The organism is Vibrio sp. Of7-15 (genome assembly GCF_022347565.1).
Taxonomy (GTDB): domain Bacteria; phylum Pseudomonadota; class Gammaproteobacteria; order Enterobacterales; family Vibrionaceae; genus NORP241.
The window spans coordinates 77,057-102,788 of record NZ_JAKRGH010000006.1 but is presented as its reverse complement, the minus strand read 5'-3'; the positions used below and the strand labels follow the sequence as shown (position 1 = coordinate 102,788).

The 25,732-nt window shown below is 40.5% G+C and carries 22 protein-coding genes; 1 reads left to right on the top strand and 21 read right to left on the bottom strand.

Going from position 1 to position 25,732, the window contains the following annotated elements; all coding sequences use genetic code 11:
• Nucleotides 1–53 precede the first annotated feature (53 nt).
• From fabV to MHO82_RS09235, 3 genes are all read right to left on the bottom strand, one after another.
• A complete protein-coding gene (gene fabV, locus MHO82_RS09245) occupies nucleotides 54–1,256 on the bottom strand; it encodes an enoyl-ACP reductase FabV (protein ID WP_239183621.1) in 1,203 nt (400 codons plus the stop codon).
• Between the two features lie 217 nt (nucleotides 1,257–1,473).
• Nucleotides 1,474–3,750, bottom strand: coding sequence for an acyl-CoA dehydrogenase (locus tag MHO82_RS09240; RefSeq protein ID WP_239183620.1), 2,277 nt, complete (start codon nucleotides 3,748–3,750; stop codon nucleotides 1,474–1,476).
• 55 nt (nucleotides 3,751–3,805) lie between these two features.
• The gene (locus tag MHO82_RS09235) at nucleotides 3,806–4,471 is read right to left on the bottom strand and encodes a TetR/AcrR family transcriptional regulator (protein ID WP_239183619.1); all 666 of its coding nucleotides are present in this window, start codon (nucleotides 4,469–4,471) and stop codon (nucleotides 3,806–3,808) included.
• A 1,443-nt stretch (nucleotides 4,472–5,914) separates the two neighbouring features.
• Between MHO82_RS09235 and MHO82_RS09230 the strand changes: the two genes are divergently transcribed.
• Complete coding sequence (locus tag MHO82_RS09230) at nucleotides 5,915–7,357, top strand: glyceraldehyde-3-phosphate dehydrogenase (RefSeq protein WP_239183618.1); 1,443 nt, start codon at nucleotides 5,915–5,917, stop codon at nucleotides 7,355–7,357.
• A gap of 290 nt (nucleotides 7,358–7,647) precedes the next feature.
• Here the strand turns inward: MHO82_RS09230 and nhaA are convergent, their stop codons facing one another.
• From nhaA to MHO82_RS09140, 18 genes are all read right to left on the bottom strand, one after another.
• Nucleotides 7,648–8,823: a Na+/H+ antiporter NhaA gene (gene nhaA / locus MHO82_RS09225; RefSeq protein ID WP_239183617.1), complete on the bottom strand. Its 1,176-nt coding sequence runs from the start codon at nucleotides 8,821–8,823 to the stop codon at nucleotides 7,648–7,650.
• A gap of 253 nt (nucleotides 8,824–9,076) precedes the next feature.
• Nucleotides 9,077–9,712, bottom strand: coding sequence for an OmpA family protein (locus MHO82_RS09220; protein WP_239183616.1), 636 nt, complete (start codon nucleotides 9,710–9,712; stop codon nucleotides 9,077–9,079).
• A gap of 8 nt (nucleotides 9,713–9,720) precedes the next feature.
• Nucleotides 9,721–10,113 (bottom strand): hypothetical protein, encoded by a 393-nt coding sequence (locus MHO82_RS09215; protein WP_239183615.1) that lies wholly within the window; start codon nucleotides 10,111–10,113, stop codon nucleotides 9,721–9,723.
• On the bottom strand, nucleotides 10,113–11,360 hold the full coding sequence (locus tag MHO82_RS09210) for a TadG (RefSeq protein ID WP_239183614.1): 1,248 nt from the start codon (nucleotides 11,358–11,360) through the stop codon (nucleotides 10,113–10,115). Before MHO82_RS09210 ends, MHO82_RS09215 begins: the two co-directional genes overlap by 1 nt.
• A gap of 3 nt (nucleotides 11,361–11,363) precedes the next feature.
• Entirely contained in the window at nucleotides 11,364–11,924 is a 561-nt protein-coding gene (gene tadF, locus MHO82_RS09205) for a tight adherence pilus pseudopilin TadF (RefSeq protein WP_239183613.1), read from the bottom strand.
• Nucleotides 11,899–12,426, bottom strand: coding sequence for a TadE family protein (locus tag MHO82_RS09200; protein ID WP_239183612.1), 528 nt, complete (start codon nucleotides 12,424–12,426; stop codon nucleotides 11,899–11,901). Before MHO82_RS09200 ends, tadF begins: the two co-directional genes overlap by 26 nt.
• Nucleotides 12,413–13,315, bottom strand: coding sequence for a hypothetical protein (locus tag MHO82_RS09195; protein ID WP_239183611.1), 903 nt, complete (start codon nucleotides 13,313–13,315; stop codon nucleotides 12,413–12,415). Before MHO82_RS09195 ends, MHO82_RS09200 begins: the two co-directional genes overlap by 14 nt.
• The gene (locus MHO82_RS09190) at nucleotides 13,308–14,234 is read right to left on the bottom strand and encodes a type II secretion system F family protein (protein ID WP_239183610.1); all 927 of its coding nucleotides are present in this window, start codon (nucleotides 14,232–14,234) and stop codon (nucleotides 13,308–13,310) included. The genes MHO82_RS09195 and MHO82_RS09190 overlap by 8 nt, the downstream gene beginning before the upstream one ends.
• Nucleotides 14,234–15,151, bottom strand: a complete 918-nt coding sequence (locus MHO82_RS09185) for a type II secretion system F family protein (RefSeq protein ID WP_239183609.1) — start codon at nucleotides 15,149–15,151, stop codon at nucleotides 14,234–14,236. Before MHO82_RS09185 ends, MHO82_RS09190 begins: the two co-directional genes overlap by 1 nt.
• Before the next feature lies 1 nt (nucleotide 15,152).
• Nucleotides 15,153–16,433, bottom strand: a complete 1,281-nt coding sequence (locus MHO82_RS09180; protein WP_239183608.1) for a CpaF family protein — start codon at nucleotides 16,431–16,433, stop codon at nucleotides 15,153–15,155.
• Nucleotides 16,430–17,674 (bottom strand): chromosome partitioning protein ParA, encoded by a 1,245-nt coding sequence (locus MHO82_RS09175; protein WP_239183607.1) that lies wholly within the window; start codon nucleotides 17,672–17,674, stop codon nucleotides 16,430–16,432. The genes MHO82_RS09180 and MHO82_RS09175 overlap by 4 nt, the downstream gene beginning before the upstream one ends.
• Nucleotides 17,675–17,728: 54 nt before the next feature.
• On the bottom strand, nucleotides 17,729–18,256 hold the full coding sequence (locus MHO82_RS09170; RefSeq protein ID WP_239183606.1) for a hypothetical protein: 528 nt from the start codon (nucleotides 18,254–18,256) through the stop codon (nucleotides 17,729–17,731).
• On the bottom strand, nucleotides 18,256–19,575 hold the full coding sequence (locus MHO82_RS09165) for a pilus assembly protein N-terminal domain-containing protein (RefSeq protein WP_239183751.1): 1,320 nt from the start codon (nucleotides 19,573–19,575) through the stop codon (nucleotides 18,256–18,258). The genes MHO82_RS09170 and MHO82_RS09165 overlap by 1 nt, the downstream gene beginning before the upstream one ends.
• Before the next feature lie 18 nt (nucleotides 19,576–19,593).
• Nucleotides 19,594–20,394 (bottom strand): Flp pilus assembly protein CpaB, encoded by an 801-nt coding sequence (cpaB, locus tag MHO82_RS09160; protein WP_239183605.1) that lies wholly within the window; start codon nucleotides 20,392–20,394, stop codon nucleotides 19,594–19,596.
• Between the two features lie 467 nt (nucleotides 20,395–20,861).
• Nucleotides 20,862–21,083, bottom strand: coding sequence for a Flp family type IVb pilin (locus MHO82_RS09155; protein WP_239183604.1), 222 nt, complete (start codon nucleotides 21,081–21,083; stop codon nucleotides 20,862–20,864).
• A gap of 340 nt (nucleotides 21,084–21,423) precedes the next feature.
• Nucleotides 21,424–22,554: a lipocalin-like domain-containing protein gene (locus MHO82_RS09150; protein WP_239183603.1), complete on the bottom strand. Its 1,131-nt coding sequence runs from the start codon at nucleotides 22,552–22,554 to the stop codon at nucleotides 21,424–21,426.
• Nucleotides 22,555–22,582: 28 nt separating this feature from the next.
• Nucleotides 22,583–25,042 carry an ABC transporter permease gene (locus MHO82_RS09145; protein ID WP_239183602.1) on the bottom strand — a complete coding sequence of 820 codons (2,460 nt, stop codon included), beginning with the start codon at nucleotides 25,040–25,042 and terminating at the stop codon, nucleotides 22,583–22,585.
• Complete coding sequence (locus MHO82_RS09140) at nucleotides 25,023–25,694, bottom strand: ABC transporter ATP-binding protein (RefSeq protein ID WP_239183601.1); 672 nt, start codon at nucleotides 25,692–25,694, stop codon at nucleotides 25,023–25,025. Before MHO82_RS09140 ends, MHO82_RS09145 begins: the two co-directional genes overlap by 20 nt.
• Nucleotides 25,695–25,732 lie beyond the last annotated feature (38 nt).

Sequence of the window (25,732 nt, the reverse complement as noted above, 5' to 3'; positions counted from 1 at the left end):
TACAAAAAAGCGCGCTAACAGTAGCGCGCTTTTAAACTGAATATAATTACCGATTAGATATCAGCAACATCAAATTCAATCGCAGGGTTGATATCTGCGTCGTAATCTACAGACTCAATACCAAAACCAAACAGCTTCAAGAACTCTTCTTTATACTCAACATAGTCTGTTAACTCTTTTAAGTTTTCAGACGTGATTTGAGGCCAAAGGTTACGACAATGCTCTTGAATGTCGTCACGTAGTTCCCAATCATCCAAACGTAGGCGGTTTTTCTCATCCACTTCTGCAGCAGAACCATCTTCTTTATAAAGACGTTGGCTGAACATGCGGTGAATTTGCTCCATACAACCTTCGTGTACACCTTCTTCACGCATTTTCTTAAATACCATTGCGATATAAAGAGGCATTACTGGAATCGCAGAGCTCGCTTGAGTAACCACACTCTTAAGCACAGCAACATTCGCTGTACCACCGTGAGCTGATAGCTTCTCATTCAATGCTGTAGCTGCACGATCTAGATCCATTTTCGCTTTACCAAGTGCACCGTCCCAGTAAATTGGCCAAGTTAGCTCAGTACCAATGTAGCTGTAAGCAACGGTTTTACAACCATCCGCCAATACACCCGCTTCAGATAATGCATTAATCCAAAGTTCCCAGTCTTCACCGCCCATTACAGTAACAGTATCTTTGATCTCCTGCTCTGTTGCTGGCTCAACACTGGCTTCAATGATCACATCTTTATTGGTATCAACTGCTGTTGAGGTATACGTATCACCAATAGGCTTTAACGAGGAACGAATCACCTCACCTGTTTCTGGCATTTTACGTACTGGAGAAGCCAGTGAGTAAACAACCATATCGATTTGACCTAGATCTTCTTTGATCAAATCAATTGTTTTTTGCTTGGCTTCGTTAGAAAACGCATCGCCATTTAAGCTTTTTGAATACAGGCCTTCTTCTTTCGCTAATTTGTCAAAAGCGGCAGAGTTATACCAACCAGCGGTACCAGGCTTTCTTTCTGTACCTGCTTTTTCAAAAAAGACACCAATGGTTGATGCACCACCACCAAATGCAGCAGCGATACGAGAAGATAAGCCATAGCCGCTTGATGAACCAACAACAAGAACACGTTTTGGTGCATTAGCGATAGGACCTTGAGCTTTAGTGTAAGCAATTTGCTCTTTTACGTTTTCTTCACAACCAACAGGATGGGTTGTGGTGCAGATAAATCCGCGAATCTTAGGTTTGATGATCATCTTCAACTTCCCTTCATAAATTGCGGTTAGGATAAAAGGTTATCGTCTATTTCGCACCTAGTTTATGAATAATTCGGCTAAAAATCAGAGTGGTTGGAGGTGTTATGACGTTTTTTCATACAAAGACTGCTCTCCGGTTTACCCATAAAAAATACGCTGCTTAAAATAAAAGCAGCGTATTTTGTAATTACAACTTAGCTAAATAGAAAGAGAAGCTTTAAGCGGCTTGATGTTGTTGCACGTGCCCTGATTGAAAGTATTCAGGTTTAAAATCATCAACCTGAATGGCAATCTGGCGCAGTTTATCCGCTTCTTGAATTTGCTCAACTTCTGCTTGTGTAAGCACATTTTGCTGATGAGCTAACTCTAAACGCTCAGACAACAAACCTTTACGTGGGATCTTCCCTTCTTTGGCTGCGATAACCATTTTCTGCTCAAGACCACGTACGTTATACATTGCGATAAAGGCACGCTCCATAATCGCAACAGGATCATTTTCTTTTTCACCGACGTAGCATAATGACGTTAAACGATCGCGGTGAGCGCCTGGAGTCATGATCAAATCCGCAATTTGTGTGCTTAACTCATCACTTGGTGCTTTGTATGAAATACCAAATGGGAAATTAATTGCTCGTAATAAAGCCCCCATGCCTTTACGCGGGAAGTTGTTGAAAGCTTCATTAAAGGCGACACCAGCTTGATGCAGACAATGCTGAACACCATAGTGAACCAAAGGCAGATCGGTTTGCTGACGACCTTCGTCTTCGTAACGCTTCAACACTGCAGAAGCCAGATACAAATAACTTAACACATCACCTAATCGCGCCGAGACCATTTCACGACGTTTCAGCTCACCACCTAAGCTCAGCATCGCAAAATCAGCAGTAACCGCTAAAGCACGACTCACACGAGACAGCTGGCGATAATAATCTTTTGTTGCACCACTGTATGGTGAGCTGTTAAAACGAGCACCTGTTACTGAATTTGACAGTGATTTAAAGACGTTCTTTGTCGCAAAGCCAATATGTTTGAAGAGTAACTTATCGAAGTCTTTTGCACCCTGCTCTTGATCTGGGTTTGCAGCTGACTCCATTTCATCAAACACATATGGGTGACAGCGTGTCGCACCTTGACCGAATATCATCAGGTTTCGTGTCAAGATATTCGCACCTTCTACGGTGATCGCTACAGGTACACCAAAATACATGTGACCTAAGTAGTTCATTGGCCCCATCTGAATCGCTCGGCCTGCATGAATGTCCATCGAGTCATTCAAAATGGTTCGACCCATTTCCGTCATGTGGTATTTAGCAATTGCCGTAACAATGCCTGGCTTTTCTTTTAGATCCAGAGACGTCGTTGTTAGTGTACGCGCTGCTTCCAACATATAAGTGTAACCACCGATACGACCCAGTGCTTGACCTACCCCTTCAAAACGACCAATAGACATACCAAACTGCTTACGAACATAAGAATATGCCCCAGTCGTACGAGCCGTTAAATGACCGATTGATGTACCTAATGCGGGCAATGAAATACCGCGACCAGCTGACAGACATTCAACCAACATACGCCATCCACGACCAGCATACTCTTGTCCGCCAATAATCCAATCCATAGGAATAAAGACATCATTACCACGGGTTGGACCATTCATGAAAGCTAAGTTCATTGGGTCATGGCGATCACCAATTTCAACACCCGGGTGATCAGATGGGATCAACGCACAGGTAATGCCGATATCTTTTTTATCACCAATTAAACCATTTGGATCATGAAGCTTAAACGCAAGGCCAAGTACGGTAGCAACAGGGGCTAACGTGATATAACGCTTATTCCACGATAATCGAATGCCTAGCACTTCTTTGCCTTGATATTCGCCATAACATACTTCGCCAATATCAGGGATACCACCAGCATCAGATCCCGCCTCTGGGCCTGTTAAAGCAAAACACGGAACATCAGTGCCATCTGCTAAACGAGGAAGCCAATAGTTCTTCTGCTCTTCAGTACCGTAGTGACTCAGTAACTCACCTGGACCCAACGAGTTTGGAACCATGACACAAACCGCGGCGCTGATACTGCGAGTGGCAATTTTCGTCACAATGGTTGAGTTCGCTAAAGCGGAAAATTCACGACCGCCATATTTTTTCGATATGATCAGAGAGAAGAAACGCTCCTTTCTTAAATACTGCCAAACTTGCGGAGGGAGATCTCTATCTTGCTGAACAATCTGATAATCATTCAACATATCAAGGAGCGTTTCTAACTCATTATCTACGAAGTGCTGTTCTTCTTCAGATAGTTTTGGCTTTGGGTATTGGTGTAATGTATTCCAATCGGGCTTACCAGCAAATAATTCACCGTCCCACCAAACACTACCGGCTTCCATTGCTTCACGTTCTGTCGCAGAAAGCGGTGGCAGCACTTTTTTAAACATCTTAAAAGCTGGATCGCTGATATATCGTTTACGTAGATTTCCTAGAGAGCTCATTTTTCAGGTCCTTTTATTTCTATTATTTTAATTAGAGGGTACTGTTTTATAAAAATCAGTTATTGGTGCCTGTTACTAGAGATAACGTTGTTTCTGTTGGTGCAGCGACGCCAGCTGCCAGATAAGGTACTAAGTAATTAATTAAAGATTCTGTATTAACATTCTTGCCAAAATCACTTTCAGCAATGTCTTTTAACGCCACACTTGAAGCCATGGTGAAAACACATGTGCCAAGAGTAAAGTGCAAACGCCAAAATAACGTTTCGACATCTAAATCAGGGTTCGCACGACATACTGCGGTGGTAAAATCGGAGAGCACCTCGTCATAACGAGTGGTTATAAACCAACGCAAATGACCTTGAACATCGGTATAGCCACGCCCAATCAACTGCATGAAAATTGTCGCGCCATGGGGGCGAAATTCATTCAGCTCTAGCAATGGTCTTTTCATACATGCAAAGACATCTTCCATGGTGAAAGAAGGCTGAGTTAGCAATTGTTCTAGCTCGCCTTTCAGCCTAGGCATAAATTCTTCAAGGTAGCGAGAGAGCACCGCGCGAACTAATGTTTTTTTATCGCCATAATGGTAATTCACCGACGCTAAATTCACCCCTGCTTTACCAGTAATAGTACGAAGCGATGTGTCATTAAATCCATATTCAGCAAATAGTTGCTCGGCAGCATCCAATATTTTTGATTTAGTTTCGCCCTTGCTCGCCATATTTAGTCACTCGTATTAAACAGATGTTTAAACTTTACATCTTGTTATCATCTTTAACAAGTGAGTAAAGTCACATTTCAAACGCACGTATGAAATACATATGAACAAAGTAGAATTTCACGAAATAATTTATAAAAGTTGGAACCAATATAAAAAAAAGCAGTCTCATAAAATGCCACTGCTTTTTCTTGATAGAATTCAAGAATACCCGTTGTCTAAATAGATAACGGGTTTTTTTATACTCATAAAAACAGCATGAAAAATTAAAGACAAATAGATTGAACCAACCAGAAAACGGTTAGTCTGATATTAGGTAGATTGAGAGCGCATTAAATCGTTTTGCTGGCCGCCAAACATGTTTCTTCCTGTCAACTACACTCTGCTTTTTTATTAACTCCTTTTATTCCATGTATGCCCAAACTCAGTTGTTTTGGGCTTTTTTTTGAAAAATTGGATGTATACGACTGATAATAAGTACATTTAACGAAATTTAAGAAATGAATCAGCACCTCAAGAGATTCCCCGTTCTTCTAACCCACTGATACAAGTCTCCCTTTCCATGTTGATCAGAAACGATTTTAGCAGTGCTTCGCCCAAAGATTTGTTCAAGCAAGTGCCTTTACCAGTAAAAACAAACTTTACCCGACAATATGACAGTTGTTTCTAGTAACAGCTTTGATCATTATGTGGTTACCTAGTTCAATAACTGTTGTGTCACCGCACGACAAAAGATCTTCCCCAAAATATTTTTATAACTGCACTTTCCTCGAAGGATCATAATACGGACCCTTGCTAGTCAAAAGAAACACACAACAATATTTAACAAATTCGCAACCAATCGTATACTCAATTCATTAAATGCTCTCTCTAAAGCCTCAATAACACAAACCACACTACCCGTAAGCTTAGCGATAGCATTATTCGTCTCACCTTAATAAAACTCGCCATCCCAAAAAAAGCACTAAAGTTAGCAGTAAAGAAAGTTTCTTCCATTGAAAAATAAAAGAAGAATAGTGATCTAGATAGAAAAAATGCACACTTTTATCTCTCTTTAATGACAACTTTTCATCTTTAGTCTATTGAAATTTTGTTAGATTCCTAAAAACAACAATTTGTATAAATTTGAGTCAAAGTTCCCCTGTTTCACTCTGTTTTCTTCAAATCAAGCGGCATAAATAAGCAACAAACCTTCGCATCAAAAATTAAGATGAAAGTAAGCTACAAGCAAATGCAAACGTTTGCTCTTTTAAGACCATCATTTTAGAAACTTACTTTCAGAAAAGCATAAATACATCGAGTTATTTTTACTCGTTGAAAAATTATTCACCCTCTACAATCCACGCCCATAACAATAATACTCAGCTCTTCACTCCGGAATGAGACTGATTCCTCCCCCAATTCGGGCTAATACCCATAAACGTGAAACTAAAGGTTCTATTGAAAATGAGTCCAGAACAATACCTTCTTGATTGGCAAACCAGTCAAACCTGTGCAGAAGCTATGTCTCCAATCCTTGGTACTCTATACCGTCAACATGGAGTTGAAGTCTCACTGTTCGGTCGACAGCTCGTCAATGCATCGACCATCGATATCATTAAAGCTCACCGTGTTGCACGTCGCCATATCGGCCAAAATCTATCTCCAAGCCAAACTTTTACCATGCTTGAAGTACTAGCACAAAAATCACTGTCGCCATGTCGTTTAGATATCGGCCAATTAGCATGGGGCTACTGGAAAGATCATAATGACGATGCAGGTCTCGAAGATTATGTTGAAACAGCACTGCATGACGTATTACAAAGTAAAGAAACGGTAGAGCCAAGAGACGTAGTTCTTTATGGTTTTGGTCGTATTGGCCGCTTACTTGCACGTCTACTTATAGAAAAAAGTGGCCCGGGCTACCCACTTCGTTTACGCGGCATTGTTGTTCGTGGTGGACGTGATGGCGACTTAGAGAAACGTGCAAGCTTACTACGACGTGATTCTATTCATGGACCGTTTAACGGCAGCATTACTGTTGATGAGGAGCGTAAAGCTATTATCGCTAATGGTAACTATATTCAAGTTATCTATGCTAATAACCCTTCCGATATTGACTATACGCAATATGGCATTCATAAGGCTCTCGTGGTTGATAACACAGGTATTTGGCGTGATAGCGATGGCCTAAGTCAGCACCTTGCAGCAAATGGTACAGAAAAAGTGCTTCTCACTGCACCTGGTAAAGGAGACATTAAAAATGTGGTCTTCGGAGTAAACGATAATGTCATCCAAGACTCAGATACCATCATCTCAGCGGCAAGCTGTACTACCAATGCCATAACTCCTGTACTCAAAGCCATTAACGACAAGTTTGGCATCAGCTCTGGTCATATAGAAACAGTCCATTCTTTTACTAATGATCAAAACCTAATCGATAACTACCACAGCGGTGATCGCCGCGGTCGCTCTGCGGCACTGAACATGGTGATCACTGAAACTGGCGCAGCAAAAGCAGTATCAAAAGCACTGCCTGAATTGGAAGGAAAGCTAACAGGCAATGCCATACGTGTTCCAACACCAAATGTCTCGATGGCCATCGCCAATTTAAACCTAAATGACAGTGTTGATCGTGAATCATTAAATAGCTACCTACAAGATACAGCTCTTTATTCGCCACTTTCAGGTCAAATTGATTACACTGAATCCACCGAGCTTGTTTCCAGTGATTTAGTTGGAACTCGTTTTGCTGGTGTCGTTGATAGCCAGGCGACCATTGCCGAAGACAAGCGCTGCGTTCTTTACATTTGGTATGATAATGAATTTGGATATAGCTGCCAGGTTGTTCACTGCATGGAACAAATGCTCGGTGTTCGCTATACACAGTACCCGCAAAACAATACTTAATACCTGAGACTAGTATCTCGTACTAAACGTTAACATTTTATTCAAAGGCCAGTAGTTCTTACTATTGGTCTTTTTTGCTCTGTACCTAGGCGGTATCATCAAATCACTTTTAAGAAACGCTCAAAAGCATCAACTTCCAGAAATTAGCTTACTCCTAAAGCTGACTTACGACCTTTCTTGAAACATTCAAGAAAATTGTAGTAAACAACTATTATCATTCCCCCTCAGTTAACAAACATAAAAAAGGGCCCTGAACATTATTCAGAGCCCTTCAATTCTCTTAGGATTAATTAGTTATTTAATGCTGTATTTGTTTTCACATCCTTAGCTTTTGGTAAAGAGATACTCAATAAGAAGTAACCTACCAGTGCCGATACTGTTGAGCCCATCAAAATACCTAATCGAGCGTATGTATCATACTCAGCACCAACACCTACGAATGCTAATGAAGAGATAAAGATAGACATTGTAAACCCGATACCACACAGAACTGATACTGCAAAGATATGTCTAAAGTCAATTCCTTCCGGTAGCTTCGCTACACCAGATTTAACCGCTAACCAACTGAATGTAAAGATACCTAATGGCTTACCAACAAATAGACCTAAAGCAACACCCATTGGTAACATAGACGTTAAATGACTTAGTGAAATTCCTTCTAAAGAAATACCTGCATTTGCAAAAGCAAAGATTGGCAAGATTACGAAAGCTACCCAAGGATGTAATGCATGCTCCATGTGCTTTAATGGTGAATGCTCGCCTTTTTTACCTTTTAGAGGGATAGCAAAACCAATAACCACACCAGCTAACGTTGCGTGAACACCAGATTTAAGAACACTTACCCACAAGACCGCACCGACAACTAAGTACCAAGTAATCTTAGTCACATTCTTATTATTCATAATGAAGAGTGCAGCTGTTGCAGCAAATGCAATGGCAAGTGCTGTAGCAGATAAATCACTGCTATAGAAGAACGCAATAATTACAACAACACCTAAATCATCAATAATTGCTAACGCTAATAAAAATACCTTCAGGCTAACCGGAACACGGTTACCCAATAAAGCCATGATACCCAGAGCAAAAGCAATATCAGTTGCCGCAGGAATAGCCCAGCCTTGAACCGCTACAGGATCACCAAAATTAAATGCCATGTAGACCAGTGCAGGCGCTAACATTCCACCAACGGCAGCAATAGCAGGGAAGATAGCCGTTTCTTTTGATTTTAGAGCACCTTCAAGTAACTCTCGCTTCACTTCCAAACCAATTAGTAAAAAGAATACAGCCATGAAGCCATCATTAATCCAGTGGGCTACAGACATCCCACCAACATAAGAATGTAAAAATGTATCATACAACGGCTGAAGAGGTGAGTTTGCTACCATCATAGCGATTGCAGCTGCAATAACGAGTAAGATACCGCCAGCAGACTCTAATTTGAAAAAATGACGAATTGCATCACTCATGAATAAACCCTTTCTAACTATCAATAAAATGTACTGATTTAATAAGATATATTGAGTGTAGCGACAAGGACCAGAAAGGAATAATCGCTTCTTTAGACAGTAAACATCGGAAAAACCGAAGTATATACCCTTTATCTATGATTTAGCCTTAGTGTATTAACGATAAAATATATAACTGTCACCTATATAATCAGCAGTTATAAAAAAGCCAAACCGAAGTTCAGCTTTTTCATTCATATTTTATCAATCAATATTACTTAACATCCACTCTACGATTCTCATGGCGCCCCCCAGCTGTATCATTACTACTGATTGGCTGAGCCTCCCCTTTTGAAGTAACTTTCATTGTTTTAGGGTCTACACCATGCTCAATGAGGTACTGCTCAACAGCTTTGGAACGCTTCAAGCCTAGAGAAAAGTTATAGCTCTCTGCCCCACGGCTATCTGTATGCCCTTCCAGAGTCAAAGTACGACTGCTGTGCTGAATAACCTCTACTAAGCTATCTAAAATATACTTAGACTTATCCGTTAATGAGGAACGATCAAAATCAAAGTAGAGCCTCGCTAGTACGTCACTATTATTCATAGTATGTAACAGCCCTTGAGTTAATAAAAACTCAGCACACTCTTCATTAACCCCTACATTCGTAATTTGCTTATTAATGAAAGAGAGCGTCGGTTCGTAATCACTTTCTTGCTCAATTTGGTAAAAAGCACCTTCATTTAGAATAACTTTTGTGCCCCTACCTACTGTTACATTTTGCTCAAATTCAACATCATCGTTACCACAGTAATAGCTTAACGCATTATTATCAAAAGATTTCGCCCATAGAGAAGGGGCAAGTAAGACACTTGCAATAGTGACTGCAATGCGTGATTTATGGCTCATTATGTCTCCTACTTTCCGGTAACTAGTTGAGATACTTTGTCAAAGCCGTGACGATCAAGGTGATACCTATCCATAGGAAAATCATCGATAACTTCAATTACCTCTGGAATAATCTGAGGTAAGAAAAAATTAGTGTAATACCCATAACTATCATGAAGATAGTTAACTTCACCAAGAAAAGGCTTCCCTTCAATAGCAGTATCAATCACAAATATTTTCTGCTTAACGTTATTTTTCGTCATTAACAGAGTATTTAATTCATTCACTTGCTCTTGCTGCTGAACATCATCACTATTAATGAAAATAATAACCTTTTTATCTACTTCAGCAGATATGGCTGAAAATGAGGCTCCCAAAAAGAAAAACACTAGTGTTGACAATATTGCAGGTATCTTCTTCATTACTTCAAGTGACCTATTTCTTCGGTTATTAGCTCAAGGATTTTATTTAAAATATCGTCTCTGTTTTGAGCTTTAAACACATTTTCAGCACCAGCACACTCCATTAAAGCTCTGTTACTGTTAACGTTATAATCAAAACCAACCACAGAGATTTTTCCCGATACTGATGCCCCATCAGGCGTTTTTTGCTGATTTAAGGTGTTGACAATTTTTGTGCACATCCCTGCATTTACCAAGCCTTGCGCCGTATTCTTACTACTATCGCCACCATCTGATAACACAATGATCAAGCGCCTAGGATTAGAACCATGCATAGCCAATTGTGCTCCTCGCATGATTCCTTGATACGAAGCAGTGCTACCGTTAGGCGAAAAACCCCTAACTTTTTGGTTAAAACGACTAAAATCTGTTGTTACATCAATATCATAGAAATCAACGTAATCATAAGAACCACTACAATGCTTATCTGAAAATATCTGCTCAACTGTCCTTATATAGTTCACTTTATTATTCGTATAAACTAACTGGTCTGTAGAGCACTTCTTGTGTGAACTACCATTTTTTAATTGATATGTTTTCTTATCAAAGCCAGTAAAGGCTGCGGTATTATCTGATGAGTTTTCTAAATCATTATATTTTTTTAGCTCATCGGTTACTTTGCTAATAATATCAGTAAGATCTTTATACTTTTTATTTCGCCCCCCTCTCCAGCTTTCCCACATTGAGCCAGAAAAATCAGCGACAAAAACAACATCAACGGCTTCACTTTGGTACTTTCGTGCTGTTGCAGCACCTGCCACATTAAAATTATCACCAAAGCCAACAATGGCATCATTACCCGGAAACCAAGATGTATGGCGAGTAGTCGCGGTTACACTGTATTCAAAAAAACGGGACTCCCCTTTGATCACCCCAGCAGCACACTCAGGAATTTGATCGCACGACAGCTTAACCACTTTCAAGTTCGAGACTTGATCCATGTCCACCATATATTGGCTAATATAGTCAGTCGCAATTTTTACGTTGACAGCACTCCCCTGCCCTGAGCCATTGTCTTTATTATCATCGTTATGAGCAGCCACAGCGAGTGTGGCCACTTCTAATGCATCATCTAAACGGGCTTTTGATTGAAGGGCTCTAGCACCATCCGAAGCCAATGTGAAAATACCGAAAAAGGCCGGTATCATCATGGCAAATAAAAGAGCAGCATGGCCAGACTGTTTTGACATGGACTTTATTAGCTTCATATTTTAACGGCCTATCATGATGGCGTTGGTGGACACTGTTGTGAACTGCTCACCTAACAGTTCACCAACCCAATTATCCGTTTCATAACACAGTGTCACTCTATATAAAGAGGCTTGTCTCCCCCAAGAAGTCACCACGGAAAGATCTGTTAATTGACTTAAAAATTGGCTTACTTGGCAAGTTTGCTGCCCACGACTGAATCTCACCGCCGCATTTGGAGAGTTAATATCTCTAAAAGTTTGTTCTTCAACTAACATGCCCAACCGACTTGCTTCATAAGAGCCTAATGTTCTTGCTAATGAGTTCCGGGTAATATCAAAAATGGCATCAACTTCGGCACTCGTGATTTTATAATCATCATCATAAAGCTCTGTTCGCTCTTTCAAAATGCTCACCATTGAGAAAGCCAAACGGTCCAGCTTCCCTTTAATAGACATTTTTATAATGATGTCGCCACTAAAAACCAATAGCAGAGCGAAAAAAATGCCAACGATGGCAAATTCAACACTAAAAGTGCCGCGTTGTGAGCAAGGTAACTTAGATTTCAAACTGCGAACGTTCATATTCTTGTATCACTATTACTTCACGAGTAAACACAGTGGTTTGATCCATAAAATAGGTAAACATTGAATCAAAATCATAACTAATGCGATAAATAGCAATCGAACTCTTATCTGCGGAACCACATTCAGCCGATGTTTGGTTCTGGCTCGGCTCACAACCATCAACCACTTTCACCAAATCATCGACGTCTTTGACATATTGAACCGTGGTGACAAAGTTGTTGGAATCAACGATATTACTCCAAATACTGTCATCTCGATTAAGCACGGCTTGAAAAGATTCTAAATAGGTATCATTGTCTTTCTTAGCTTCACGAGAGGCCTCAGCAATAGCTAAATCACCAATAGCGGAAACATATGACATGTAACTCATTTCGACCCATGCCATACACATCAACCAAAATCCCATAAAGCCTATAGCAAATTCAATGGCTACAACGCCTTTTTGTCCCTTCTTTTTACGAGAAAGGAAAGAAAGCTTCCGACTGTTATTCATTCTCATCAGCTAACTCCTTAGCCACCGAAGGAATCGGTTCTTGAGTCCCCTCAGAACTCTGCTCTACACCACGTTGTTCCGGACCATTACTTTTCTTAGATTCTAAATTAGACTCATTTTGCTGAAAAATTTTACTCTCTTCTTCTGATGGCAATGCAAAATCAGCTGGGTTACCTAACGTATTAAGAGAATGGAACAATTGAATGATCTCTTCATCCTCATAGTCTTTAGACAATATAGATTTTACGTAGTCATAATTGCCCATCTTTGACATAGCAATTAAAAGATTTGCTTTTACTTGATCATCCGCTTGGCCATTAAGGTATAAGGGTAATAAACGCGAAATTGCTGCACGGTAATCTTTTTCGATAATATCAAGTACCGCGATGTTATTTTTCACTTTCACATCATCAGCTAAACCCAAACGGGCTTGATTAAAGGCAATACGCGCTAGCTCAAATTGATCACTGTCAGCATATAAAATACCCATTAAGTTATGTGCATCAGGGTAATCGGGAGCAATACTTAACGCAGTCTGTACTGACTTCATTGCCTTGTCATTTTGCTGAAAGTCGTATTGAATTTGAGCCTGTAAATAAAATATTTCGGCGTCCCGCTCTTTATCAAGTAAGATCGTCGATAAATAGAAAAGCGCAGACTCCGCATCTTCCATTGCTAAATATGTTTTTGCTAATTTAACTCGAGTGTCTTTCGTGTCTTCTTCCTTGAGATCAGATTTATACATTTCGATTAGACGTGAGTAGTTTTTTGTTTTTAGCAACAAACTTTCCGTTGAGTCACGATCTCCCTGAAAAGCACTGCTGCTTTTACTAGAAGAATCAACACAACCAGACAAAAGAAGCAACACAATAAAACCCATTAAAAATTTAGACACCAGACATCATCCTCATTACACCAGGGGCCGCAATCAAAATTACAATAGGTACCATAATAAAGACGATAAGAGGAATGGACATTTTTGCAGCTAATTTACCAATTTTTTCTTCCAATTGAAGCATTTGAACGTCACGGATATCAGACGCTAATGTAGTTAAAACCTGATAAATCGAAGTACCATATTGCAAGCTCTGTGTTAAGGTCATTACAAAGCTTCGCATTTCATTAGAAGGAACCCTCGTATATAACTCTTCCAATGCTTTTTCTAGCCCTACGAGCTTTGCTCTGTCATTGGTTTTATTGAGCATATAACTTAAGTCTTTATCGAAGCCTGCCATTTCTTTGCCTAAATACGTCATCGCAGCTTCCACAGTCATACCGGTCTGAACACAAACAGCCATTAAATCAAGTAAATAAGGCAATTGCCCTGAGATCTTATTTTGTAAATTTTTCGAACGTGCAGCTAAATAGGAATCGGGCACAATAATAACCAGAACCAACCAGCTGGCTCCGATAACAATTAAGCTCATTTGCTGCCATTCAAGCTCAGCGCTTAACAAATAAATAGCAACCCCACCTGCCAGCAACACCCCATACTTTATAGGCATGTATAATGGTGCCAGCTTAGAGTCATAAAAGCCTGCGGCTGTAAATTTATCTTGAATTTCATCTTCGTTACTAGAGAAAAGCTTACTGAAATAAAGAGAGAGTTGAGATAACCAAGGCGTTGTATCTTGTTGATAGCTTTCTACCGAGATATCGTAATCTTTTAGCTGCTTCTTTCTTTTTAAGGCATTAAAAAACTGGACCAATAATAATATTAAGCCCGCAGTGAATAGCAGCAGCATCCCAAACAATTGCGTTCTAGGATCAAGCAACCACAGCTTGACACTCTGAGGAAGGAGATCACTTAACATTATCGAACACTCTTCATCAGCAACCAGATAATGGTGATGCCTATGGCTTCACTGATCAAAACGTAATAAAGAATCGGGCGCCCCGCAGGGTTAAACATCACAAATTCATAGTTTTCTGGGCTTAAATATTGAAGCATGAACAAGAAGAAAAACGGTATAGCCCCTACAATTTTTGCCGACGTACGAGCCTCTGATGTTAGTGCGTATTTCTTTTTTTCTATGGCTCGCGCTTCAAACATCAATCGATTTAATCTGGTCATCACATCTTTTAACTGACCACCACGACTCATATTGGCACGTAACGTAATGACAAAAAACTGAAAGGAAGGATAAGGAAAACGACGGCACGACTTACGAAAAACACTATCAGGAGACTCCCCTAACTGAAGGCGATCCCCCATGACTTTAAACTCTTTTCCGACCTCACCATCTAATGATTTACCCACAAACATGATGGCATGCATAATACTTTCACCAGCAGAAACCGCACTAGTTAACATATTTAACGCATCAGGGAAGGACTCTTCAAACATGGTTCGTTCACGTTTTTGTAACCACAAATAGCCCATGATATAACCAAAGATAACGGTCAGAAATAAAACCAAAGGAAGTGAACCACGAATAAAGCTTTGATTTATTTCAAAGCCAACCACTAATAGAACGAGAGTAAAGAACGATACTTTTACAACGGCTAACTTACCGATTTGATATTGTAAATTACTCCAGCGCTGAGATAGGTCTTGTAAAAAAGTGCGATCTGATAAGGACTGCATATTTACCGCTTGTTGATCAGAAGTCATCGAATCAACAAATACCGTTTTATTATACTCTTCCAGATAATCAGTGTGCTTTTTCTTTTTAAGCAATGGTAATAAGAGAATGGCTAAGCCAAAGCCTAAAACAAACAGGTAAAGCATGTTAAGCCCCAGCTCTAAATGCGGCGTTCAATTGTTCTTCCAAACCAAAAAAGCGCGCTTTTTCAACTAAAACAGAGCGCTGCATTAAACCAGCGGTAACAAAATTCCCTTTAACTTTACCATCTCCCCCAGCTTGATATGCCATAGGCTGGAACCTAAATATCTCTTCCAGGACTACGTTTGAGCCTTCTAAACCGACCACTTCCGTAATGCTCATCACTTTACGGCTACCATCGTGTAATCGGCTGATCTGAATAACTAAATCGACAGCACTAACAATGGTTCTACGGATCGCCTCTAGCGGTAAGTTACTGGTTGCCATCATTACCATGGCTTCCACCCTAGCTAATGCATCACGGGGAGTGTTGGCATGGAGAGTCGACATGGAACCATCATGGCCTGTATTCATCGCCTGTAACATCTCAAACGCTTCACCACCACGACACTCACCGACAACAATCCGATCTGGCCTCATACGCAAAGAGTTAATCACCAGATCACGCTGAGAAACAGCACCTGTATTTTCAATACCAGCGGTACGTGTTTCTAAACGTACAACATGGGGCTGAAGTAATTTTAGTTCAGCGGCATCTTCTATGGTGACAATACGTTCATTTTCGGCAATAAATTGCGAAAGTGCATTCAGCATGGTTGTTTTACCTGAGCCCGTACCTCCTGAAATCAAAATATTCAAACGGCAGCGTGAAGCAATCATTAAAAGCTGTGCCATTTCAGGGCTCATGGCACCAAACTCACACAGCTTAGCAAAATCGATACTGTGCTTTTTAAATTTACGGATAGAAATAGAGGTGCCATCGATAGCAATGGGCGGAATAACAATATTGACACGGCTACCATCAGCCAAACGAGCGTCACAAGTTGGTTGAGACTCATCCACACGACGGCCAACACGAGAAGCGATTCGTTTCGCTATTTCTAATAATTGGTGCTCATCAATAAAATTCACACTGGCTTTTTCAACCAAACCATTGCGCTCGATAAAGACATTTTCATGCCCATTGATCATAATATCCGTAATGGTATCGTCATCCATTAAGCTCTGTAATGGACCAAGACCAATAAGCTCATCAACAAGGCTTTTAACAAAATCACTGCGTACCACCGTAGGGACTGGTAACCGCTCGCGCTCAATAAGCAGTTCTACCGCGCTATTGAGCTGCTGACTAAGTTGCTCACGAGACAAATTCGCAACAGCGTCGGCTTCCAAAGCATCAAAAATTTGATTACGGATACCAACATAAATCTCTTTCGCACCAATCATGATTTAACCTTCTTTGTAAACAGGTTTATCGGCAGTGATTTTTTCTTTTTAATTTCTTCACCAAGTAGGAGTGAGGTTAACTTACGTACCCCCTGAGACATTTTCAGTTTTGTCCCATAAATACGTTTACCTTCAAGGAGTACAGAATCGACTTTGGGCTCATACGGCAAAATAACATCAATTGGCTGCCCCAAAAATTTTTCGACTTCTTTTTCCGTTACCGTCGCTAACCGTGGAGGAATACGATAATTAAGCACCGTTATAATACGCAAAGCTGAATTATTGTTTTCTTTGGCAATTTCACTACGAATTTTTGCCGCATCTCGCAAAGAAGAAACAGAAGGCTCGATAACCAAAACAATGCTATCGCACAAGGTGACTAATGCTTTAGGATCTGGAGTGAAGCCCGCTGATGCAGACAGATCTTCCACAATGAAGTTAGCATCCCCCGCCACCTCTTTTGCCACAGCTCGGGTATAATCTTTCAACTCCTGATCATTTAATTCATCAGAACTCAGTGCCAAAATAGACAACATGGAAGATTGCTTTGTAACAAGGCTTTGTGCAGATGCTTCATCTAAATTAGACGCAAGGGATCCTGGCTGGAGTTTTCGTTTCTCAAACTGTTTTAAGCCCATAACAATATCGAGGTTACCGCCCCCATAGTTATGATCAACCACCAAACAAGAGGCTTTTTTTTCAGTCGCGAGTAAGCATGAGATTTCCGTGGTGAGCAACGTAGCCCCTACACCACCTTTACTGCCAATAATACTCACTTGCTTGGCTTTTCTATTTTGACCTGGCCCTTTATTTCGCTCACGGTTTTCACTTACGCTACGAACAAAATCAATGAGCTCTTGCTTGGTAATTGGCCAAAATAAATAGTAGAAGCCCATTGCTTTTAAGTTACGAATCGTTGAAATAGCATCTTCGCTACCAATAACGATCACCGAAGCATGGTTAGGCAGTAAGTGACTGATACGCTCAGCATCTTGTGTAACATTTGCACTGTTATTCAGCTCAACAAGTACAATTTCAATGCTCGATTCGCGAACAAACTCTTTTATTTTTGCATCCGTGTTTTCTAATACAGCAGGAGCAACAATTCCCTCAAATCGATAAGCTTCAGTCACTAATTGCTGACATACATCAGTTTGATAAAATAATACGGAGGTGATCTTTTCTTGTTTTATATCTTCTTTTGTTTCATTTTTACTAAGAAGATCGACCAAATCAAACATATATCGTAACTCCAGCTAACTGGCTAATTTCAGCAGCTAATTCTATTATAATTTTTAATTTACAGAAGATTCTGTTTGGGCAGGAGGTGACACTGTAAGCATTTTTTCTGGGTTTACCATAGATTGCCAACGAGCACTCTCAGAGAAGCAACCTCGAGCAAGCTCACTGTAATGCCCCACTCTAGGATAATCGCAAATAGGTAGAATGGATTTATGCACTGTCGTTTTCAGTTCTAAATCAAACCGAGCACCAAAACCAGCATCACCCTGTTCTATAGACAGCTTATCTTGGCTCACACCACGAGATAACAGTTGCTTATAATACATATCAGCCACTTCTTTCCCTGATTTAGTTCGCCAAACAATGGTCGCACCTTGTGAGCTAACATACTGCCAGTGCTCATTAATAAACCCATCTAGCTTTGCACGGGCTTTATCTTGCTGATCAGGTTTCACTTTTAAGCTCATAGAATAAGTAACGGGGACGACTTCAATTTGCGCCCCTCGACTTTCACCTACGTAATCAGCACACCCACTTAAAACCAAAAAACATGCCGCAAGTATCAAAGCTAACTTTTTCATCACTTTTTAAACCCCCCGGTCGCGAGAATCTGTTTAGCCCAGCGGTCACCCGCTTTGGTATAATTCACATCTACAGCTAAGAAGCGCTCTAGCGTAGAAGTTTTTTGCATGGTTGGTAATTGAACTTGAGATGCCTTAATAGGCTGCACTAAATTTACCGTTGCAACGATAATCAACTCTGTTTTTGTACGCTCTGTCTTAGTATGTCGAAATAAAGAACCAATCAATGGTACATCACCAATAAAGGGAACTTTTTTAAGAGACTCTCGATCTTCCGTACTTAGTAAGCCACCAAGAACAAAACTTTGCCCATCTCCTAACTCAACCGTTGTACGAGCACGGCGAGTTTTCAAAGATGGAAGATTATAAGTTTCATTGCTGAATTGATTATCAAGTGAGCTAACCTCAGGCATCATCGATAAACGAATTTTGTCATCTCGAAGGACCTTAGCCATCAACTCTAAGCGAACACCAAACTCTTTATAAAGCACATTCGTGCCACCATCAAGAATTGTCACTACAGGCAGTTCACCACCAACGAGAAAACTCGCCGTTTCACCTGAAATAACCGATAAGTTTGGTTCAGCCAAAACTTGACCGACATTATCATCACCAATAGCAGTAATCACCGACACAATATCGCTGGCACTAAAATGTGTTAAATAATCAGTAAATACGCCTGCCGTTTGCCCTGTAGAGCCAAGCTGAATACCAAACTCTTCCATAAAAGAGTGAGAGACTTCCGCCACCGACAGCTTTACATTGACTTGTTTGGTCACATTGACTTCGATGTTGTTAACCAAACCATCAAAATGGCGACGTTTCATAAACTCCATTTCGTAAGTATTTTCACCCAAATCCCACTCGATTTGATAATCTTCTGATTTTTTACCTAACAACACCCCAGCAAGCTCATTGATGCCGTCGCGCTCTTCTTCCGTAGAAACAATCCCGCTCAATACAACTTGATCGCCAACATTATAAATTGACACCTCTGTATGAGGGTATTTGAGCTGAATTTGTTGCTGAATATTAGTTAAACTCTTATTAACAATAAGCTTTCTACTAACCAGTGTTTTACCATCTTCATCAAAAATAAGCAGTGCGCTGTTACCTAACTTTTTACCAAATACGACCACTTTCTTTTGATCTATAACCTGATAATCTGCAACTTCAGGATCAGAAATAAATACAGAGCCAATATCTGTCTGAACATTAATGGTTCTTGCATCCCCTTCCGCTAAATTGATCAAGCGCTGCGCTAAAGCAGGAGTACAAATAGCCAGACTAAAAACCAAGAAGGAAAGTCTTTTTATCAATTTAATCACTTATTTCCCTTACTTAACAATGACTTCTCCAGCTCGATACTCTTTAATCGCTTTAAATTCTGGTAACACATCACCGGCATTCGCACTTAAATCTTTCGCACTATCAATACCCGCCGACTTATGAACTTCTAATTCAGCAATACGTTTAGCAATAGTAAGCGTAGCCACTTGCTTACGAGTTAGTTCTAAAATCAAATTGACATTTTGTAAAATGGACTCATCTAACGCTTCTTCGGAATCTGTTTTTTTCACTTGCAATACTTTGATGTCCATCAAGATTGGAGTTAGTGACACATTTTTACTGCTTGCCACCGTAGTTTCTACCTCCGAACTTAATTCAGAAGTGACTAAGGCTAGAATATCAATGCGTGTTCCATGAGTAATTACCCCTCCAACCACGGAAGTGTTTTCCACCTCAATCGCATAAGGGACGCGATTCTTTTCAATAATGAAGTCAACGTAGCCATCTTGATCTGGTGTGGCAATCATATCAGGGGTAACCACTTCTCCTTTATCAAGAGCTAAACGACTAACAGCGCCAGGGACATAGTCGATAATAACATCATCAACAATGCCTAATGCATTGGCCTCGGATTCAGGGATCATAGTTGTTGATAGAGTTGAGTGAGTAATGGGCTCACCAACCGCAAGAGATTCTTTGGTCGTCCAGATGCGAATTTTATTTTCTGGTGTAGGTGCAGTGGGTTCGGTAATAGTAGTAGGCTCAGACTGCAATAACTGATCAGACAAACCATATAATCCAACAGCAATAGCAAAAAAAGCGATGATAAAAATCAGTTTAGAGCTCATCTCTACCTCTTAAAGAGACGCGGCAATACCCAATAAACTACCCAAGCAAATTGGAATGGCGTAGGGAATCCCTCGTTGTCGAACTTGTTGTAAATCAGTAAAAAAACCATAAATCAGATACATTATAGCGATTAGTCCACCAAGGGCTAGTATCACACACAATGATAGCATCACAAATTCAGGTTTTATGGCCAAAGATAACGCAACCAAGAGCTTAATGTCTCCTGCTGCAATAACCTTTAACAAAAATAGAAAGAAACCGACAATTAAAACCAAAAAAGAAATCAAAAATGATATATAACTGTCATTTTTTATCAAAAAAATAAGGCTAATGACAAATATAAATGAGACTGTTTGATTTGATATTTTTCGATATCGAAAATCAGTGTAACAAACAAAACTACATAAGGTGGCGAACAGTATCAACCACCAAATTTGTATAGTCATTTATTAGACAACTCTACGAATTAACCACTAGGAGCGGCAGTTTTATCTGCGCTACCAATTGCAGTAGTAATCTTTGTCATTGCTCCCTGTAAAGCAGTTTTAAGGTCACTATTGAACATAGCTAAAACAATCGCAGAAATCGCAACACCAATAATTGCGTATTCGATTGCTGTAACACCGCGCTGATCATTTTTAAAATCTTCTAAAGCAAGCTGAGCTTTAACATATAGAGAAGTAATCATTTTGAACTCCGTATTTTACTCTTACTACCAGTATTTTGGCAGAACCCAATTTGCGGGAGATAATAACGTCAATTTTTTGATATATCAAACCCTTTTATAGTTAAAAACCGACAATAAAAATACATGAAAATTTGAATTCAAAAAAAACTTTTCCTTTAATAACAGTTAACTAGAAAGCAGGTTAATAATGATTAATATTAAAATATATAAATTACAGTTAACCTGTAAAAATAGTATAAATATTAAACCAATACAAATTATTGATGGTCATTTTTTTGACCATTAGGATTCATGAAGTAAATATTTTGACCAATTATTCTACTGGGTTGATTGGTCACAATTAATACCCCGTCAACTCCATAAACCCTTTTGCCGTATGGCTACCGACAGCATGAATAGGGCCTTCCCAATATGGAATCAAGAAGGGTAACCATTGTTCCTTCCGCACTGGTTGAGTCGTCAAATTAATGCCATATTTGGGTATATCAATCATCCACTGAAGAGGAATAAGCCTGCCATTACTTAACTTCGTCGTTTGTAAAGGGGTCATTCTAATATCTTGATGTGTGAGCACAGTCACGGAGCCGCTAGGTTCAGAAATGGACCCAAATTTATGTGGTTGTTGAAAGTTATGACGATATTGACTCACCATGAGTGCGCGCCCATCATCTAAATGAAAAGAAAACCAATCCCAACCCTGTTGTTCTTGATCAACCATCCCACTTCCCCATTCTCGATCAAGCCAAGCATCCCCTTTTACTGTCAGATCTTGTCCATCGAGAACCAAAGCTCCCTCAATTTTTAAAAATGGCATACTGAAATAATGCGATGCAATAGGGAGTTGATCGTGTTTTTGGCTATAACCTTTATCACCTTGAAGTACAATTGGACCTGCATTATCCATGTGTAACTGAAAGCTAAAATCATCAGATGCCGCTCGAAGTGTGCTAGGAAATATTTGTATATCTGGTGAAGACCATGACCAATTGTCTATCCAAGCTCGAAATGGGTTAGCTCTAACCCCAGCTTGGCCTATGCCCCCTCTAGCAAATCTCTGTTCAGCCCATTTCTTATCTTCAGAAGTAATAACGACATGAGACATATACATCTGTGGTGACTGCCAACCTGAGTCATTGTTATCAGCCGTTGCAAAACGAAATAATGTCCACTGAATACCAAACTCTTGACCATCAGCACTGTTCACATTGGCATTGATATACCACCATTCATGCTGATAGCTAGGGTGACTAACAAAATCTTTAGGAAAAGATAATAGGGTGCCGGGTAAGACAGGTTCAAATACCTGAGTTGTACTCTTTTGTAAAACAGCATTCACTTCTCGGGAGTGCTGAGTTGAGCCCTGATGAAAAAAAGTGTAATAAGTTGCAACAAATAAGGCGAATAAAATAACCAGACCTATCGCTAACCTATATACATTAAATGAAAGCTTAGAACGGCAAATTTTAATCATATATCAATCCATTGACTCTATTCGTTAGTTAAAGCGCATCTCTTAACGAGCTAATTGCAGGTCTCTTAATCATACGCCACACAGGCCATGCACCTGCGACCATCAAAGCTAACAATGCAAAAGCGAATGTTTTCATATAATTAAGTGGGAACAATGTCATTTCCATGGTCCAGCCAAAGGAGTATTTCATAACAACATCAATTAAGAGCTGAGCTAAAACAAGCCCAAGGGGCAAAGCTACTAACATAGTAATAAAGCCAATCACTAAGAGCTGTAGACCACCAAGCATAACTAACTCTCGACCAGTCATTCCCATACAACGTAATAGTGCAAACTGCCTCTGCCTTGAAATTTCACCCGCTAATGTCGCGAAAAAGAGTCCACAGACAGCAATAAAAAGTGTTAGTCGATCAAGGGTTTCTGTCACGACAAATGTGCGATCAAACACCCGCATTGCTTGATTATGAATATTACTGTTATCTTGCACTCTCTCAGGCGATAGACGATATGCTTGCCCAATCTGGGTAAGCAGCGCTTTCCGATCTGCACCTTCCTTTAATAGCACCCCAAGTCCAACATCACCCTCACCAGTTAATGCATTTGACCACCGATAATGTGAAAGCAGTACTTGGTTGTACGGATTACCATAATCGTAGTACACACCCACAATCTTCCAATCTTGGCCAATAGGCTCTGGCAGAGTTAATGTGTCTCCTGGTTGAAGGTTCAGTTTTAGTGCCATGGACTCACTGATCATCACACCATGGCTATTATGGAAGTAGTACCAGTAATCAGGAATCGCCACTTTGATGGATAGCGCTTGGTTTTCCCCCTTGCTGGTTCCTAAGCTTCTTACTTGCAGCGTGCCATAATCGCTATCTAACTCTTTACGCCATTGCCACCATACTTCTTTTACTTCTGGTTGCTCTTCTAACCAACTGCTCATTCTTGGCGCTGAATTTGCTGTCGGTCGAATATAGATATCAGCAGCAAGACGCTGGCTTAACCAACTATCGGTTGTAGCTCTAAAACTTCCGACCATAGTTTCAATGCCTACGTTCGAGGCTAAAGCCAGCATAAACGCCATGGCAGCAACTCCTCGGTAGCTTAGGCTTGCGGCTGCATCAGCAAAAAACCAACGGCTACGAACTCCGGGCAAAATAACAGATAGGCCTGAAAATACTTTCCAAATAATAAATGGCATGATCAGACCCACACTGATCAGGAGCAATGCAATTAATACAAAACCGGCCATTTGCTCATGAGGCATTTGATAAACGGCCACCGCAACAGCGGCAACACAAAAAATACAAGCAAACATAGCTTGCCAACCAAATTCACGACCAGCAAAACGAATCAACGATAATCTCGCTGATAAGCGAATAGGGCGAGACCGAATTAATCGCACTAATGGCCACCCACAGGCTAACAAACAACCAGCAATCACCATAAGTAAGCTAAGCCCACTCCATTCCCAGCTCCATTGCACAGTTAAATCAACATTCGCCTTATAAAGATCATTCAGACTGGCAGATACCGTCGGCATTAACTTTTGCGCTAAAGCTAAACCAGCCACATTACCACTAGCCCAACTCAGCATTACCCATAAAGAAATCTCGACCAGTAAAGCCATAGTCAATTGCCAGCCAGAGACCCCTATCTGACGCAAGACACCAACCAAAGGTTGCCTTTGCACAAATGAAAGAGACATGGCCTGATAAAAAATGAACAGACCAACAACAAAAGCCAGCATCCCCATGGCGAGCAGATTTAAATGAAAAGCTCGGGTGAGTGGCTCTAATTCGGCCTGTTTATTTTGTTCAATGATCAAGCCGGGTGGAAGGAGTTCTGAAATTTTATCGACCTGAGAAGAGTTAAGTTGGCCACAAGCAACTAAGCTAAACCCAGCATTTTTTCTGATCATACGAATCAAGGCAATGTCAGCAATCACCCGTGAACCAGGAAGAACATTATTACTGACGACCTTAATTGGCCCTAAGCGAGTACCGTCATTTAATGTAATGTACTCACCATGCCTGAACCCCATGTAGTCAGACAAAGATTGCCCCACCATCACCGGATACGGGGGCCTCATTAGATCTAAAGTAGGAATATTGCCGATACTCACATTGGGTAATAAATTAATCATTACCACAGGGTCAATACCGATCAGATTAATATCTATATTGTCGCTGGTTTCTAAGGATAAGTACTCAATAGGAACACATTGCTTAAAGCCTTCTCGCCTAAGCTGGATATAAAAGCCTTGCGGTACTTTTTCACCACGTTGCTCAGCCCGAACACGGTAAGGAAAAGGGTTGGAAAAAAGTTTCTCACCTTGGCTGTAGCTCTGTTTCGCATGGTGGTTCACAGCCAAAACACCCACCAATAAAGCAACACCAAAAGTTAAACCAAGCCAAACCAATAAGATTTGTAAAGGGTGACGACGATAATGGCCTAATAGTGCTTTAACTACGGGCAGTGACATGCAACTGGCCCCCTTGCAGTCGAACCTTTCCTTCTAGATGATCAGCAACGGACTCACTATGAGTGACCAGTAACAAACTGCAATGAAGCTCACGAGATAAGTTCGTTAACAACCGCATGACCGCTTCCGCATTACGTTCATCTAAGCTTCCGGTTGGTTCATCTGCCAGTAGTACCTTCGGCTCCATGTATAATGCTCTGGCAATGGCTGCGCGTTGTTGTTGTCCACCAGACACTTCTTCAGGGTAACGACCAAGCAATGGCATCAAATCAAGAGAGGAGAGGATTTGTCGCCATAAACCGGTATCTTCAGGCATTCCCTTTAACTGGCGGCAAAAACGAATATTGTCGGCAATGGTAAGAGTGGGGAGTAAATTAAACTGCTGGAAAATAAGGCCGATATTGTTGCGTCTGTATGCGGTACGCTCACGCTCAGAGATTGAATGCATGCTCACATCAGAAAACCAAATCTCACCGGAATCAATGCCATCCAAGCCTGCAATTAAGTTGAGTAAAGTGCTTTTGCCAGAGCCACTCTCCCCCATCAAAGCCACCTGACACCCTTGCTCAAGCGTTAATTCAGCCCCTTGAAGCACAGGATGAAATTCATCGCCATCTAAATACCCTTTGTTTAGGTTGACCAGCCGTAACATTGTCCCTCTCTATTCCAGCTTGTCATATCAATCGTATT